The sequence below is a fragment of the Corynebacterium sp. HMSC056E09 genome, assembly GCF_001813425.1.
GTDB lineage: Bacteria > Actinomycetota > Actinomycetes > Mycobacteriales > Mycobacteriaceae > Corynebacterium > Corynebacterium hesseae.
On record NZ_KV812513.1, the window covers coordinates 68,588 to 84,076 of the forward strand.

General features: G+C 65.6%; 16 protein-coding genes. 8 read left to right on the forward strand and 8 right to left on the reverse strand.

The window, feature by feature from the left end; genetic code table 11:
* Positions 1 to 41 precede the first annotated feature (41 nt).
* On the reverse strand, positions 42 to 794 hold the full coding sequence (locus HMPREF2912_RS09760; protein ID WP_227486141.1) for an EamA family transporter: 753 nt from the start codon (positions 792 to 794) through the stop codon (positions 42 to 44).
* Between the two features lie 303 nt (positions 795 to 1,097).
* Here HMPREF2912_RS09760 and HMPREF2912_RS13325 point away from each other — a divergent pair, with 303 nt between their 5' ends.
* Genes HMPREF2912_RS13325 through guaA form a run of 3 tightly spaced genes read left to right on the forward strand, consistent with a single transcriptional unit; the run spans position 1,098 to position 3,616 of the window.
* Complete coding sequence (locus HMPREF2912_RS13325) at positions 1,098 to 1,655, forward strand: LysR family transcriptional regulator (protein WP_252970461.1); 558 nt, start codon at positions 1,098 to 1,100, stop codon at positions 1,653 to 1,655.
* A gap of 38 nt (positions 1,656 to 1,693) precedes the next feature.
* On the forward strand, positions 1,694 to 2,023 hold the full coding sequence (locus HMPREF2912_RS13330) for a LysR substrate-binding domain-containing protein (RefSeq protein ID WP_371441109.1): 330 nt from the start codon (positions 1,694 to 1,696) through the stop codon (positions 2,021 to 2,023).
* Positions 2,024 to 2,047: 24 nt separating this feature from the next.
* Positions 2,048 to 3,616: a glutamine-hydrolyzing GMP synthase gene (gene guaA, locus HMPREF2912_RS09770; RefSeq protein ID WP_070683959.1), complete on the forward strand. Its 1,569-nt coding sequence runs from the start codon at positions 2,048 to 2,050 to the stop codon at positions 3,614 to 3,616.
* A gap of 431 nt (positions 3,617 to 4,047) precedes the next feature.
* Here guaA and HMPREF2912_RS09775 read toward each other — a convergent pair whose 3' ends face one another.
* The 3 genes from HMPREF2912_RS09775 to HMPREF2912_RS09785 are packed head-to-tail and all read right to left on the reverse strand — an operon-like array spanning position 4,048 to position 7,442.
* Positions 4,048 to 5,223, reverse strand: a complete 1,176-nt coding sequence (locus tag HMPREF2912_RS09775) for an HNH endonuclease signature motif containing protein (RefSeq protein ID WP_070683962.1) — start codon at positions 5,221 to 5,223, stop codon at positions 4,048 to 4,050.
* A 33-nt stretch (positions 5,224 to 5,256) separates the two neighbouring features.
* A complete protein-coding gene (locus HMPREF2912_RS09780) occupies positions 5,257 to 6,378 on the reverse strand; it encodes a threonine aldolase family protein (RefSeq protein WP_070683965.1) in 1,122 nt (373 codons plus the stop codon).
* Positions 6,379 to 6,389: 11 nt separating this feature from the next.
* A complete protein-coding gene (locus HMPREF2912_RS09785; RefSeq protein WP_070683968.1) occupies positions 6,390 to 7,442 on the reverse strand; it encodes a PspC domain-containing protein in 1,053 nt (350 codons plus the stop codon).
* 113 nt (positions 7,443 to 7,555) lie between these two features.
* Here HMPREF2912_RS09785 and HMPREF2912_RS09790 point away from each other — a divergent pair, with 113 nt between their 5' ends.
* Together HMPREF2912_RS09790 and HMPREF2912_RS09795 are read left to right on the forward strand one after the other, a co-directional pair.
* Entirely contained in the window at positions 7,556 to 8,704 is a 1,149-nt protein-coding gene (locus HMPREF2912_RS09790; RefSeq protein ID WP_198530956.1) for an ATP-binding protein, read from the forward strand.
* Positions 8,705 to 8,706: 2 nt separating this feature from the next.
* Entirely contained in the window at positions 8,707 to 9,360 is a 654-nt protein-coding gene (locus HMPREF2912_RS09795) for a response regulator (protein ID WP_070521502.1), read from the forward strand.
* An 8-nt stretch (positions 9,361 to 9,368) separates the two neighbouring features.
* Here the strand turns inward: HMPREF2912_RS09795 and HMPREF2912_RS09800 are convergent, their stop codons facing one another.
* Positions 9,369 to 9,779 (reverse strand): hypothetical protein, encoded by a 411-nt coding sequence (locus HMPREF2912_RS09800; protein ID WP_070521499.1) that lies wholly within the window; start codon positions 9,777 to 9,779, stop codon positions 9,369 to 9,371.
* 59 nt (positions 9,780 to 9,838) lie between these two features.
* Here HMPREF2912_RS09800 and HMPREF2912_RS09805 point away from each other — a divergent pair, with 59 nt between their 5' ends.
* Both HMPREF2912_RS09805 and HMPREF2912_RS09810 read left to right on the forward strand, forming a co-directional pair.
* Positions 9,839 to 10,522 (forward strand): hypothetical protein, encoded by a 684-nt coding sequence (locus tag HMPREF2912_RS09805; RefSeq protein WP_070521496.1) that lies wholly within the window; start codon positions 9,839 to 9,841, stop codon positions 10,520 to 10,522.
* A complete protein-coding gene (locus tag HMPREF2912_RS09810; RefSeq protein ID WP_070683970.1) occupies positions 10,519 to 12,063 on the forward strand; it encodes a DNA polymerase Y family protein in 1,545 nt (514 codons plus the stop codon). Before HMPREF2912_RS09805 ends, HMPREF2912_RS09810 begins: the two co-directional genes overlap by 4 nt.
* Positions 12,064 to 12,068: 5 nt before the next feature.
* Here HMPREF2912_RS09810 and HMPREF2912_RS09815 read toward each other — a convergent pair whose 3' ends face one another.
* Entirely contained in the window at positions 12,069 to 12,722 is a 654-nt protein-coding gene (locus HMPREF2912_RS09815; RefSeq protein ID WP_070564958.1) for an AMIN-like domain-containing (lipo)protein, read from the reverse strand.
* A 98-nt stretch (positions 12,723 to 12,820) separates the two neighbouring features.
* Between HMPREF2912_RS09815 and HMPREF2912_RS09820 the strand changes: the two genes are divergently transcribed.
* Positions 12,821 to 13,729 carry a sucrase ferredoxin gene (locus tag HMPREF2912_RS09820; RefSeq protein WP_070683972.1) on the forward strand — a complete coding sequence of 303 codons (909 nt, stop codon included), beginning with the start codon at positions 12,821 to 12,823 and terminating at the stop codon, positions 13,727 to 13,729.
* Here the strand turns inward: HMPREF2912_RS09820 and HMPREF2912_RS09825 are convergent.
* Entirely contained in the window at positions 13,726 to 14,406 is a 681-nt protein-coding gene (locus HMPREF2912_RS09825) for a methionine ABC transporter permease (protein WP_070521487.1), read from the reverse strand. The genes HMPREF2912_RS09820 and HMPREF2912_RS09825 overlap by 4 nt on opposite strands.
* A complete protein-coding gene (locus tag HMPREF2912_RS09830; protein WP_070683975.1) occupies positions 14,403 to 15,446 on the reverse strand; it encodes a methionine ABC transporter ATP-binding protein in 1,044 nt (347 codons plus the stop codon). Before HMPREF2912_RS09830 ends, HMPREF2912_RS09825 begins: the two co-directional genes overlap by 4 nt.
* Positions 15,447 to 15,489 lie beyond the last annotated feature (43 nt).

Genomic DNA, 15,489 nt, shown 5'->3' on the forward strand with positions numbered 1-15,489 from the left:
CGTTGTAACGCTGCTCCGCTCAACAAAGCTCGGGGCGGAGTTTATGTCACCGCTCCAGTGGCCGTGGCGCTGGCCTCAGTGGCCGTAGCGTTAGAGTCGCTGGCGCGCGATTTCGGGCGCCACGGCAGCTGGGGCTTCTTTAGGCGGCGTGGGCGCAGCGCTACCTTGCGGAAAACCACGCGCCCGCGCGCCGGCACCATGGTTTGCAACACCGAGGCCACCACGACCAGCCCGATGGCCGCGAGCTTGAGCTGAGATACGTTCTGGGAGAGCAAGAGCCAGCCAAAGAGCGCGGCGAAGACGGGCTCCAGGGCGATCAGGATGGAAAAGACGTTGGGGGCGAGCCTGCGCAGCGCAATGAACTCCAACGAATAGGGGATGAGCGAGGCCAGCACGCCCGTGCCTAGGGCGAGCATTAGGAGGTTTGGGTCGCTGGCCAAAGCCACCGCGCCGCGCCCGCCGACGGGCAGGAGCACGAGGCCACCGATGAGGAAAGCCACGGCCAAACCGTCTTGTCCGCTAAAGAGCGCACCGGCCTTCTTGCTAGCCAGGATATAGGCGGCCCACATCGCACCCGCGCACAGCAAGAAGAACACGCCTCGCAGGTCGAGAGGGTCTCCGTTGAAGGAGTCCAACCCCAGCAGGCCCATGCCGATGAGAGCGAGGACGACGCAGGTGGCGTCGCGAAGCGAGCGGGAGAGACACGCCGCCAGCAGCAGCGGGCCGAGGAACTCGATGGTGACCGCCGGGCCCAGCGCGACGAGCTCGATGCCGGCATAGAAAAAGCCATTCATGAGGCCCAGCGTGAGGCCGAAAATGGTGGCGGAGATCCACTTCCTCGCGGCTCCACTCGCGCACGCGCGGGCGCGCGATGAGGAGCAGAATCACAGCGGCGAAGAGCAAGCGTAGCGAGGCAGTGCCCCAGGGCCCGCCGGTGGGGAAAATCTGGATGGCGAGGCTGGCTCCGAGCTGGAGGGAAATACACGAGCCGATGACACACAGAACGGCAAACGGATTGGTCATGCAGTCCATTGTGGGGTGGGAAGAACTGTTAGTCTATCTACAGTTTTTAACACGTACCTGTTAGGGATTCTGTCATGTTGGATCTGCACCGCCTCCGCATTCTCTACGAGTTGCAACGCCTCGGCACCGTCACCGCGGTGGCGGAATCGCTGCGCTATACGCACTCGGCCATCTCCCAACAACTGGCGCAGTGTGAAAAGGATGTCGGTGTTGCGCTGTACGAAAAGGTTGGTAGGCGCGTGCGGTTGACGGAGCAGGGAGAAATCCTTGCCTCCTACGCGGAGCGGATGCTCGCGTTGGCGGATGAGGCAGAGTCACAGGTCGTGGCATCGACGAACGCGGTGCGCGGCACGATTAAGGTCACGACCTTTCAAACCATCATGTCCTCGCTGGTCCCGCGGGCGCTCACGGAGCTGGCCCGGGAGTACCCAGACCTGCGCGTGCAGATCATCCAGCGCGAAGCCGAAGGCGCGATGGAGCTGCTGGCGCGCCGGGAGGTGGACCTCATCCTGGGCGAGGAGTATGAGTCGGACATGCCTGCCACGGATGAGCACACCCACCGGGAGCTGCTTCTCGACGACCCCTCCGCCTCATCACCCCACTCACCGGCCCCTGGAGCGAGTTGCGCTTAGAGGATTTTGCAGCGCATGACGAGGAAATCCCCTTTGCCATGGACCCGGAGGAGTTTTTAGTGGGGCGCTTCGTTCACCGGCTGTGCCGCCGGCATGGTTTTAACCCCAGCGTGCTCTATGAAACCCCGGACCCCTTTCTACATGCGCACCTGGTGCGCACCGGGCATGCGGTGGCGGTGATCTCGGACCTTTTCCTCGACGAAATTGAGGGCGTGCGCGTGGTTTCCTTGCCTGGTAATCCCACCCGCACGCTCTACACTGCGGTGCGCGCCGGGCGCGAGGGACACCCAGCCTTGCGGGCGTTTCGGGCAGCGTTGAGCAAGGCGGCTGCCACCGCTAAAGATTTTGGGCCACTCCCTGCGGTCTAGGGTGTGGGTTCTTGCGTTAAACTGATGACCGTGACTAACCCAAATACAACCCCGCGTCCTGTCCTCGTGGTGGATTTTGGCGCCCAGTACGCGCAGCTCATCGCCCGGCGCGTGCGTGAGGCCAACATCTACTCCGAGGTTGTCCCCAATTCCGCCTCCGCGGAGGACATCAAGGCCAAGAACCCGGCCGCGCTGATCCTCTCCGGTGGCCCGTCCTCCGTATACGCGGACGGCGCCCCCGCACTGAAGCCGGAGCTGCTCGAGCTCGGCATCCCGGTCTTTGGTATCTGCTACGGCTTCCAGTCCATGACCCAAGCCCTGGGCGGCACCGTGGCCTCCACGGGTGCCCGCGAGTACGGCCGCACGGACATGACCGTGTCCGGCGGTGTGCTCCACAAGGGCCTCGAGGACACGCACAAGGTGTGGATGTCCCACGGCGATTCGGTTTCTGAAGCCCCGGAGGGCTTTGAGGTCACCGCCTCTTCCGAGGGCGCTCCCGTGGCAGCCTTCGAGTGCCTGTCCAAGAAGATGGCCGGCGTGCAGTACCACCCGGAAGTTCTCCACTCGCCGCACGGCCAAGAGGTGCTCACGCGCTTCCTGACGGAGGTCGCAGGTTTGGAGCAGAACTGGACCGCGGAGAACATTGCGGAGCAGCTCATCAACGATGTGCGCGAGCAGATCGGCGAGGAAGGCCGCGCTATCTGTGGCCTGTCCGGTGGCGTGGATTCCGCAGTAGCTGCCGCGCTGGTGCAGCGCGCAATCGGTGACCGTTTGACCTGTGTCTTCGTCGACCACGGCCTGCTGCGCGCGGGTGAGCGTGAGCAGGTGGAGAAGGACTTCGTGGCGTCGACTGGCGCCAAGCTCATCACCGTGGATGAGCGCGAGGCCTTCCTCAACAAGCTGGCCGGTGTGACCGAGCCGGAGGCCAAGCGTAAGGCCATCGGCGCGGAGTTCATCCGTTCCTTCGAACGCGCCGTCGACCAGGCGTTGGACGGCCAGGACGCCGCGTTCCTGGTGCAGGGCACGCTGTACCCGGACGTCGTGGAGTCCGGCGGCGGTGACGGTACCGCGAACATTAAGTCCCACCACAACGTGGGCGGCCTGCCTGACGATGTCGAGTTCGAACTCGTCGAGCCGCTGCGCCTGCTCTTTAAGGATGAGGTGCGCGCGGTTGGCCGCGAGTTGGGCCTGCCGGAGGAAATCGTGGCGCGCCAGCCTTTCCCGGGCCCGGGCCTGGGTATCCGCATCATTGGCGAGGTCACCGAGGAGCGCCTTGAGACGCTGCGCCAGGCGGACCTCATCGCGCGTACCGAGCTGACCAACGCTGGTCTGGACGGCGAGATTTGGCAGTGCCCGGTGGTGCTGCTTGCCGACGTCCGCTCCGTCGGCGTCCAAGGCGATGGCCGCACCTACGGCCACCCGATCGTCCTGCGCCCGGTGTCCTCTGAGGACGCCATGACCGCGGACTGGACGCGCCTGCCCTATGACGTGCTGGAGAAGATTTCTACCCGTATCACCAACGAGGTCAAGGAAGTTAACCGAGTAGTGCTCGACGTGACGTCGAAGCCGCCGGGAACCATTGAGTGGGAGTAAAGCGAAGCAAACTCCCAGACGCTGCGTAGCGCGGCCGTGCCTTGAATCAACAGGGCGCGGCCGCGTTCCCCGTTTTCGGTCCCCGGCACTCAGCTCCGCGGAATGGAGCAGAAGCTCCTGCGCACCCACCGCAGCCGCAGGCGTCAGCCGGCACCGTACGGTTAACACGCATGCTGTTAGCGTGCTCGTCACCAGTCTGCACGTTGCTATATCGACGGTGTTAGTACGCACGGCGCTAGGACGCGTACTTCTATAACGCGCGCGCGAGTAGCCGCACGCCGAGCGAAAATTCTCAGCGGGCGGCTGGCTAGAGCGGCTGTTTGTTGCTAAGGCGTCGCAGGCCGGTGAGCCGGCGTCCTACGACCCATCGATCCGTTTGATCCGGCGACCGGTTGGACTTCGACCTGGGGACTTGGGCGAAGTAGTTGAACTCATGAACTCGGTGGCGGGTCCGGAGGTTCGCCGGAGTTATGCGGCGGCGCCCCAGGGCTGGAGCCGTCAGCCGGACCGGAACGCGGATCAGGCGGGCCGGATGTTGGCGGATCTGAGGATGCGCGAGCAGTGCCTGGTGCTCGCCCCGGCGCGGAACGCGGCGGGTGGGCCGGGCTTTCGATGGGAATCGGCGGGCCGGCCCACGGCGGCAGGTAGTACACGCGGCCATCGATGCGGTCGAGGTGCCCGCGGCCGGTGGGCTTTTCCGGATCATCGTCGTTGACCGCGTTGTGATACGCGCACAGCGGCACCATATTGGCCATGTTTGTCGGCCCGCCATCTTGGAAGCGGGTGAGGTGATGAATCTGCGAGTCGTCGGCAGGCGCGTTGCACCCGGGCCAGGCGCACGTCGGGTGCTCTGCAGACAGTGCGAGGCGCTGCTTGATGTTGGCGAAACGGCTCGCCATGTAGAGGTTCACGGGGCCGTGGTGGGGGTGGACGAGGGTGATGAGGCCGACGTCGGCAAGCTTTTCGCGCACGAACTCCGCACCGGTCATCGTCGCCCCATTGGTCAACTGCAGCTCAATCTCCTCACCATCGCCATCCACGATGCGGTCCAGCTCATCCAAGCGCACGATGACGTTGGACTGCAGCTTCTGGCCCGAGCCGCCCCCGCCGCGGAACACGGTATGCGCCGCGGTGAGCAAGTCCTTGTCGGTGGTCTTCAACACGGCCAGCAGCTTCGAGATGTTGAGCGAGGAATCCGTAATGCTCAGCGTGTGGTTGCGGCCCGCGCGCCGCGTCACCCGCACGCCTGGGGCGGGGTCCTTGGGCGGGTGCCACTCTTTGAGTTTTGCCTTCGCCACCATGGGGATTTTCTCCCGCGGGGTAGCGGCCAGCAGTTGGCGCAGCTCCCACGCCTTGCGGGCCTTGAGCTTGGAACAATAGCGCTCGATATCGAGGAGCGTGAACACGTCGTGGCCCGTGCGGCGCGCTTTGCGCTGCCGGGAGCGGAACATCGTGTCCCCGAAATACACCGCGTGCAGCCCCAGGAGCTTCTCCGCGAAATCCGGCCGCGCACCCATCTCAATTAGCTGCGCGCGCGTGACACCGGCGCATTGCTCGACCACGTCGAGCCCGCGCGCTAGTGCTTGAATGTAACCCCCCAGTTGCATAGCTCACAGCCTAAACCAGGTTGGGGAACCTCGCTACTTGAGCGCAGAAATCGCAGAGCAGAGCTTATCGACGTCCCCCTCCTCCGTCGACCACGCCGTACAGAACCGCACCACGCGCAGGCCTTCGTGTTCTTCGAAGAACTGGCACACGAAGTCCTGCGCGAGCTTCTCTTCCTGTTCGCGTGTCAACAGCGCGAATTGCTGGTTGGTAGGGGAGTCAAAGAGCATGTCGATGCCTGCGGCGCGGAATGCCTCGGCGATGCGCTGGGCCTGGGCGTTGGCGCGGGCGCAGATGTGTTCGTAGAGGGTGGTTGCTGCTGCGCTATGTGCCTTAGCGTCTGGGGTAGTTGCGCTAGCGTCTGCGTAGGAAGCGTTGGTTCCGGGGAGCACATCGGCGGATTCAGGAGCGGGGGCGCTGAAGAGCGCGGCGAATTGCGCGCCGAGCAACCAGCCCTTGGCCAGCAGGCCGCCGTTTTGCTTCATTGCATTGCGAAAACGCGGCGCGCCCGCAGGGAAGACGATGGCCTCGCCGAAGAGGGCGCCGCATTTGGTGCCGCCGATGGTGAAGACGTCGACAAGCGCGGCCAGGTCCGGCAGCGTGATATCTGAGGCGGAGAGGCCATAGCCGAGGCGGGCGCCGTCGACAAACAGGCCCAGCTCGTACTCATCGCAGACCTCGCGCAGGGCCACGAGTTCGGCGCGGGAGTAGGCGGTGCCGAACTCGGTGGGCTGCGTGATGTAGACCAGTGCGGGTTCTGGCATGTGTTCCTCCACCCCGGAGGCGCGGTATTCCTCCACGCACGCGCGAACCTGCGCGGCGGTGATCTTTCCCAGCTGGTTCGGCAGCGTGATGACCTTGTGCCCGGTGTGCTCGATGGCGCCCGTCTCATGGGTGGCGATGTGCCCGCTATCCGCCGCGATAACGCCCTCCCAGGGGCGCAGGCGATGGGCGATGATCGTGGCGTTGGCCTGCGTGCCACCGACCATGAAATGCACCTCGGCGTTCGGCGCCTGGCAGGCAGTGCGGATGCGCTCAGCGGCCGTGGCACAGAGCTCGTCGGCGCCATAACCGGTATAAGCCCCGCCCGCCCCTGCGATGGCATCAAGGACGCGGGGGTGGGCGGAGCGATGGTAGTCGTTGCCGAAGTGAATCATGGGTGGCCAGTTTAGCCGGTGACGGTGACTTCGCCGATGCCAGCGTCGATGTGAATGTTCAGCAGCGCGTCAGGGTCCTGGCGTTCGGTGCAGTTGCTCTCACCCAGGCCGTCATCACAGGTCAGCGCGACGGGGATGTCCTTCGGGAGGATGACCTCGACGGCGCCGATGCCGGCGTCGACGGTGACGTCGTGCTTGGTTGTGAGGTCGTGGAGCTGGCTGAAGTCCACCGTCGATTCGCCGATGCCCAGGTCGTAATAGTCCTCGAGTTCATCTTCATGGGTGGGCGCGATGTCTTGCTCACCGACGTTGAAGCGGGCGCTGAAGCCGGACTCGTCGGCCTCGGAGACGAAGGTGACTCCAAGGAAGGCAATCGTCAGGGCGGCGCCCACGGCACCGAGAGCAATTGCCCCCTCAACCCACTGCGAGCCGCGCTTCTTTTTCGGTTCCTCCCGCGGGCCCGGCTCCGGCAGGTTCCAGGCATCGGGCACTACGCCGAGTGGATCCCAGGACGGCGGGGTCCTGCGGCCTGATGGGAAAGGGTGGCCGTCCGCCGGGGTATAAGAATTGAGGTTGACCGGCTCTTCGCGCACCGGCTGCTCGGCGGCCAGCAGCCCGCTAGGGGGTAGCGGCTCGCGTTGGTGAAGGGCGTACCACGCCAGCGCCAGCAGGCCGAAGGTCAGTGTAGCGGGCGGAAGGCCGGCGAGGAATTGCCCGCTGAGGAACAGTGGGCCGGAGCTAAACGTCAGAAGGACGCCGACAATTAGGATCCAACCGAGCTCTTGCTCCTCCTTGACGCCATCCTTGCCCAAGGCCGCATCGAGCGGGCAGTAGGGCGATCCGTAGCGCGGCATGAGCGCCCACGCGGCGAGGTAGGCGGCGATGCCCCCGCCGAAAGCGAGTGCTGCGACCACGAAGGCCACGCGCACAATCGTCGGATCGAGCTGATAGCGCACCGCGATGCCTTCACAGACACCGGCGAGCTGGGCGTCGCCGCCCTGCTTTTTGGGAAGGCGGACGGGGCGGGTTGTCCACATCTGGTTGAAAGTGCTGTTCTTCGTCATACTTTTATGGTGCCGCGCGGGGCTTCGCGGCGGTATCGGTAATCGCCCTGATTTTTAGACCTCAGGGTTGTCCCCGATGTGCCGGAGGGGTGGTGCGTGGGACTATGTCTAGTATGACTTCGCCCTATGTCCCCGCCGAGAACGCGGCGCCTTATCCCGTGATGTCACGCCCCCAATCTGGCCGCGTGGTGGCCGGCGTGGCAGCGGGGTTGGCGCAGAATCTGGGGGTTTCGGCGCTCTCCGCGCGCATCGCCTTGACCGCGTTGACCCTGCTGGGTGGGGTGGGGGCGATGGCCTATGCCGGGCTGTGGATCTTCACGCCCGCGCTTGACGACGCCCCCTCCACCCGCCGCAGCCCCCTCTCCCTCGTGCTGGTGTTCCTGGCGCTGGCGGGTAGTGCGGTGGGTGTGTTGGGGGTCTCGGGGGCGTCGCTAAGCGTGGCGGTGCCGTTGGCGGTTGTGGCCATCGGTGCGGTGCTGGCATGGTTGGCGTATGACCGCGGGCTGAACACGCCGGTGGGCCTGGTTGCTGTGGCGGCTGGTGCCGTCTTGGTCATCGGTGGCGTCGTGGTGGCAGCGGTGACGTGGGAGAGCGGATCCGGCTCGGCGATCCTGGCCACGGCGCTGACGCTGGTGGGCTTTGGCGCGCTGGTGGTGCCGCTGGTGCTGAAGCTCTGGCGTTCGCTGTCGCAGGAGCAGGCGGCCAAGGCGGTCTCGGAGGAGCGCGCCGAGATTGCCGCCCGCCTGCACGATTCGGTACTGCAGACGCTGGCGCTGATTCAGAAGCGGGCGGGGGATTCGCGCGAGGTGACGCGTTTGGCGCGCGCCCAAGAACGCGAGCTGCGCGCCTGGCTTTTCGACGCTCCCTCCGCCGCCCCCACCACCTGCTTCGGCGCCCTCGAAGCGGCGTGCGGGGAGGTGGAAGACCTCTTCGACATGCGGGTATCCGCTGTGACGGTGGGTGAGGATGCGGAGCTGACGGAGTCCGCGAAGTTGCTTATTCAGGCGGCGCGCGAGGCTATGGTCAATGCCGGCAAGCACGCGGGCGTGGACGCGGTGGATGTCTACGCGGAGTTGTTGGCGGGCGAGCTGAGTATCTTCGTGCGTGATCGCGGGGTGGGTTTCGACGTGGATGCTATTCCCGCTGATAGGCACGGGATTCGTGACAGTATTCGCGCGCGCGTAGAGGGATCTGGTGGGCGCGTGCGGATTTCCTCGACCCCGGGGGAGGGCACCGAGGTGGAGCTAGCGGTAGCGTTATGAGCATGGTGAAGGTCTTTTTGGTTGATGATCATTCCGTCTTCCGCGCGGGCGTGCGCGCCGAGTTGGCGGCGGCCCCGGAGATTGAGATTGTGGGCGATGCGGGCACCGTCGCGGAAGCACTGGAGGGCATTGCGCGTACCTCGCCGGACGTGGTGCTTCTCGACGTCCACATGCCCGACGGCGGTGGCCTCGCCGTTATTAACGCGACGGCTAACCAGCCTTCGCGGCCGGTGTTTTTGGCGCTGAGCGTGTCGGATGCGGCGGAGGACGTGATTGCGCTGATTCGGGCGGGTGCGCGCGGGTACGTAACGAAGAATATTTCCGGCCCGGATTTGGCGCGCGCGGTCCTGCAGGTCAACAGCGGGGATGCGTATTTCTCGCCGCGCCTGGCAGGCTTTGTCCTTGACGCTTTTGCCTCCGGATCGCCCGCACCGGAGCCGGAGGAGGGGCAAGACCCAGCAGTGGATGCGCTCACGCGCCGCGAGCTGGAGGTTTTGCGGTTGCTTGCGCGCGGCTATACGTACCGCGAGATTGGCAAGCAGCTGTTCATTTCAGTGAAAACGGTGGAGACGCACGCCTCCAATATTTTGCGCAAGACCCAGCAGTCCAACCGCCATCAGCTCACGCGCTGGGCCACCTCGCGCGACCTGGCTTAAGTCGCAGCCTAGGCAGGGGGAGCGTAGGCGAGCTTGCGGGAGCCGTCGACGTGGGGAAAGAGCAGGAAGGCCGCGCCCGCGACGAGCACCCACACCAGCGCGCTGCCCCAGGCAGGGAGCGCGAGGAGCGGGGAGAGCATAACCATCAACCACAGCACCATGAGGGGAATAAGCTGTGCGGCGTTGGGCAGCATGGTGACGTTGTGGCGCTGGGCATAATCGCGCAGGTCCGCGCGGTAGGGGTGCAGGAATACGAGCGCGCAGGCGGCGATGAGGAGGAGCAGGCTGAGCCCCATGGCGAGCCCGAAGTGGATGCGGCTGGTACCTGCTGCCACGGCGGCACCAGCCAGCAGCGAGGCGCCGAGGCGTACCCACGGCGGAGTGGGGATTGGGGTGGTGTGCGCGCGGAGGGGATTCATGGCGCCTAACGCTACCAGCGCAATTGCGCGTGTCCGGGGAGAGGTTCATAATAGGAGCCATGAATCAAACAGGTGTTCGCGTAGCGGGCGGCTCACGGGCCGACCAGATTGCGGTTCTACGCGCCCAGATTCAACGCCTGGAAACCCCGGATGATTCGGTGCAGGTGCAGCCGGATGCGGAACTTCTTGGCGTCCCTGAAAAGTTATCTGAGCTGCTCCCGGGTGGTGGTCTGCCGCGTAAACGGGCAACCGCCTGCGCGGAATGCGCCGCGCTCGTGGTGGAGCTGATAACTCATGTTAGCGCGGTGGGCGGACACGTCGGGGTAGTGGGCTGGCCGGATCTATCACTCGCACAAGTGGCCGAGGATGGTGATGTCTCCCGGGTCATCACGGTGCCCGACCCGGGCGCGGAGCCCTGGGCGGTAACTAGCGTGCTGTGTGAGGGGCTGGACCTCGTCGTGCACAAGGGGACAGGTGCGCTGAGTCCCACCCGGGCGCGCCCCGTGCTGGCGAAGGTGCGGGCAGGGCAGGCGGCCCTGCTCACCGTGGGGACCCGGCTGCCGGGCACGGCCGTGGAGATCGGTGCGGAGGTCGTCGCGGTGCATGGCCTGGGCCGGGGCAGCGGGCGGATTCGGGGGGTTGATATAGGGGTGCGGGTGGCGTCGGCAAGCATGCGCCCGCGGCGTGGAGTGCTCACGTGCGGGCAGCGACCAGACACGCGCCCGCACTTGGAGGCAGTGTGAGGGTCGCGGCGCTGTGGTTCCCGGATTGGCCCATCCAGGCGCTGCAGGATGCCGAGAGGGCGGCGTGTGTCATCGCCGCCCAGCACCGCGTGGCGGTGTGCAACGCGGCGGCGCGCCGGGCGGGAGTGCGCCGCGGGATGCGCGTGCGCCAAGCCCAAGCCGTCCTGCCGGAGCTGCGCGTGGAGGAGGCCAACCCGGACCGGGACGGGGTGGTGTTCGCGGAGATTGCCGCGGGCCTGGACGCGGTGGCTTCGTCGGTGGAGGTGCTGCGCCCTGGGCTGGTCATCGTGGACGCGGGCGCGGCCGGGCGTTTCCACGGCAGTGAGGCAAAGGCGGTGGAGATGCTTGTCGACGCCACCTCCAGATCCCACCTCGACGCCACCGTCGGCGTCGCGGACGAGATTGCTACCGCGCTGATTGCCGCCCGCCACCGCAACCTGGGCGCGGTGGTGCCGGTAGGAGGGTCGCGCGACTTTCTGGCTAAGCAGCCGGTAGGAGTATTGGCCGCGGAAGTGGCGCTGGGCTGTGCGGCGGACGTGGTTCATTCTTTAGAGCAGCTGGGTGTGCGCACCTTAGGGGAGCTGGCGAGCCTGCCGCTGCGCCAAGTCACCACCCGTTTCGGTGAGGCCGGGCGGCGGTGCCACGCGGTGGCCGCGGCTGCGCCGGATCGGCGCGTGGCACCGGAACTCGCGCGCCCTGACCTGGGCGTGGAGCAGGGCTTCGAGGAGCCCTTGGAGCGCGTGGATGCCGCGGCCTTCGCCGCGCGTCAGCTGGCGGCTCGCCTCCACGCGGCTCTCGAGGAGGCCGGCGTGGTGTGCCTGCGCCTGCGCGTTGCCGCGGAGTTTGAGGGCGGTGAGCGCCTGGAGCGGATCTGGCGTACCCAGGAAGCGCTCAGCGAGGCCGCCACGGCGGATCGTGTGCGCTGGCAGCTCGACGGCTGGCTGAGTACTGCGCGGGCTGGGAGTGCGCCGGGTGAGGGAGGGGGCATCGCCAAGCTGGCGTTGGAACCGGTGGAGGTCGCCCCGCCGGGGGACGGGCTTTTGTGGGGCGCGGGTGAATCCGCCGAGCAGGCTAAGCGTGTCATCGCGCGCGTGCAATCCCAGCTGGGGGTGGATCGCGTGCTGCAACCCCGCCCGGCGGGCGGGCGTGGGGTGGCCGAGCGCATCGAGTATGTCCCCTACGGCGAGCAGCGTGATCCGCAGCCGGAGGGCGCGTGGCCGGGGCGTATCCCGGCGCCGCTTCCGGCGAGCCTGGCGCACCCGGCTGCGCGGATTCGGCTTATCGATATCTCCTCGAAGGACATCATCGTCACCGCCGAGGCCCTCCTTTCCGGGGAGCCAGCAGGTCTGGGGTGGGGCCAGCACCGCTACCGGGTGACTGGGTGGGCCGGCCCGTGGCCTGTGGATACCGGGTGGTGGGAGGCGGGTGCGGCGCAACGCTGCGCGCGCCTGCAAGTCGTCGGGGAAAACGACAAAGGCCAGCGCGCCTGGTTGCTGGTGTGGGCAGGCGGGCGCTGGTCGGTGGAGGCAACCTATGCCTGAACGGCTTAATTCAAGATGTCGATGACCAGGCGCGTCGGCCCCCTGAGCACCTGGACCGAGTATGGGTGGCGCTCATCAAGCCCGATAACGAACTGCGAGCGAGCCTCGAAGGTACCGCCGCTGACCACCTGGGTAACTAGGCCGCCGGCGCCATTTACGGTGCCGATATTCGGGTCTTCCATGTTGAGCTGGAAGGGGTAGGCGGTGCCGTCGATGCTGACGTCGAGCGCGGTGGAGCCTTCATAAGCAATCGGGTTGCCGGATCCTTGCTGGGCCGGGGAATCGGTGTAATCGATGAACCAGCCCGGCGAACCATCCCCGACGAACTCGAAGACCACGCGGTCAAATCCTTCATGCTTGCCCACGCGGACATCGGTTACCACCAGCTCCGAGGGGGCCGGTGGGCGGAGGGTTTTCATCTCCATGTTGGCGTCGCCCAGCGGGGTCAGCCCAGCCGGTGCGGCGGGGGAGGGGGCAGTGGGAGTAACGGTAGCCGTGGAGGTGGAGGCGCCGGACAGGGTGGCGTCGAGAGTCTTCGTGGGGCCGTCGGAGCTGCCGTCCGGGGAGGAAGACGGAGCGCATCCCTGAAGCGCGAGCGCACCCGAGACAACGAGTGCGGCCACTGGAGCGGCTGTGCGCAAGAGGTTATGTTTCGGCATGACTTCGAGCGTAGTGGCACTTCGGGGAATTATATGCATCGAGCTAAGCATCGTAACCACATTGTTGTGAAGCAAGTGATGCCAGTTAAGATGGCGCCATGACCTTCTGCTCCGACGTCCAGGTCGAGCCCCTGGCTGGTACCGCTAAACAAGAATCTGTGTACGTCCTTTTCGAGTGGCCCACGGCGTGGTCGCGCGACGTGCTTGACGGCCACACCTTTGGCCCAGGCCTCACCGAAAAACTCAAGGCCAAGCTCAAGGGCGTGGCGGGCCTACAGCTCATTCGCCGCCCGGGGCGCGCCGGGCATGAACGGAGGACGGGGCACTTCCGTTGTTTCGTCGTGTGGGCGCGCGAGGGGCTGGTGCAGGATTACACCCTGAACGGCCCGGAGGACATTCTTGACCTGGATCTTGAGCATCCCACCGGCACGTGTCTGCCGCTGGTGCTCGTGTGCACGCACGCCAAGCGCGATGCCTGCTGTGCAATTAAGGGGCGCCCGCTGGCTGCCTCCCTGGCGTGCGAATTTGAGGAGACCGTGTGGGAAACCTCCCACACCAAAGGCCACCGCTTCGCGCCGTCGGTGCTGCTGATGCCGTGGGGCTATTCCTTTGGCCGCCTCAACGTGGAGGCCGGCCGTGAGCTCGTGGGCAAGGCGCTGCACGGCGAGTATTTCTACCCCGCCAACCGTGGTTCCGGCCTCACCACGCCCCGGGGCCAGGTAGCGGAGCTCGCGGTGGCGCGCCAGCTTCTCGACGCCTCCGAGACCCTCCACTACGGCGACCTCACCATCGGCGCAGCGGAAAATACCGAGGCGGAGAACACCGCCGAGAGAAACGGCGTCGTTGTGCGACACCGCGACGGCCGCGCATGGGACGTGGAGCTGGAAGAAAAAGAGGCCTCCGGCGTCGTCTCCTCCTGCGGAGACGAACCGAAGACCTCTCGAATCTACGTCGCGCGTCGCGTCCGTATCCTACGCGCCGCGTCGCAGGACGCGGCGCGCGGCTAGCGGCGCATAATCTTGGCCGAAAGCCAGTTGCCGAAGAACTGCGCTGCCTGCACCAGCACGATGATGATGAGGGTAGCCACCACGGTGACCTCCCACTCGAAGGCGCGGTAACCGTAGACGATGGCGAAGTCACCCAGACCGCCGCCGCCGACGTAGCCGGCCATCGCGGACATATCGACGATGCCGATGAACAGGAAGGTGTAGCCCAGCACCAGCGGGCCCAGTGCCTCCGGAATGATGACCGTGGTGATGATCTTCCACGGCGAAGCACCCATCGCGCGGGCCGCCTCAATCACACCCGGATCCAGCGCCACGAGGTTCTGCTCCACGATGCGCGCCACCGCGAAGGTAGCCGCAATCACCATGACGAACGTGGCCGGTTCACGGCCGATGGAGCTTCCCAGCACCGCCACCGTCAGCGGTTGGACAAAGGCCAGCAAGATGATGAACGGGATTGGGCGAATGAAGTTCACCAGAATGTTGATGACGAAGTGGATGGGCTTGTTCTGCAGGATGCCGCCCGGGCGCGTGGTGTAGAGCAGGATGCCCAGCACGAGGCCGATGATGCCCGCAAGCACCAGGGTCGTGGCGACCATGATGAGGGTGTCCTTGATGGCGTCGACAAGCGTACTGCCCAGTCGGTCCCAATTGGCCTGCGCGAGGTAGGTGACGTTCATCGTTGGATCTCCTCAATCTCGGTGGTGCGTTGCATGTGTGCGTAGAAGTCTTCGATGGCGGCGTCCGGGCCGTTGAGGCGGACGGTGATCTTGCCAAAGGAGTGCTTCTGCAAGGTGGTGATACCGCCGTGGACCACGGCGATGGACACGCCCTCGTCCGCGAGTTTGCCCGCGGCATCGAAGAAGCCGGACTTCTCCGTCAGGTTGATGGTGAACAGGCGGCCCTCGTGGGCCAAGAGGTCATCGGCCTCGACGACGTCCGGGGTGTTGCGCAGCGAGGTGGCCACGAATTTCTCCGCCACCTTGGTCTGTGGGTTGGAAAAGACCTCGTAGACGCTGCCGGACTCAATAACGTGGCCGCCTTCCATGACGGCGACCTTGTCTGCGATGGAGCGCACGACGTCCATCTCGTGGGTAATGACCACGATGGTGATGCCGAAATCGCGGTTGACCTTGCGCAGAAGGTCGAGAACCTCATGGGTGGTGGTGGGGTCGAGCGCTGAGGTGGCTTCATCCGCCAGCAGCAGGGAAGGGTTATTCGCCAGGGCGCGGGCGATGCCCACGCGCTGTTTCTGGCCGCCAGAGAGCTGCTCCGGGTAGTTATCGCCCTTGTCCGCCAGGCCGACGAACTCCAGCAGTTCCTGGACGCGCTGTTTACGCTCTTGCTTGTCGACGCCCTGCAGCTTCAGCGGGTACTCAATGTTGCCCGCCGCGGTGCGCGAGGACATGAGGTTGAACTGCTGGAAGATCATGCCGATGTTGCGGCGGATGCCGCGCAGCTTGGATTCAGGCAGGGGGACGACATCGGTGCCGTCGAGAAGCAGCTGCCCCGAGGTTGGCTTGTCCAGACCGTTGATCATGCGCACCAGCGTGGACTTGCCCGCGCCGGAGAAGCCGATGATGCCGATGATCTCGCCGGGCTCGACGGTCAGGGAGACATTATCGAGTGCGGTGGTGGTGGTTTTCTTGTTTTTAAAGACTTTGGTGATGTTGCGGAATTCAATCCGGGTGCCCTGGCGGGCGCCAGTGTGTTCAGTCACGTGGTTTTCCTTTGTACGTGTCCGTGTAGTGAATAAGCAGGGA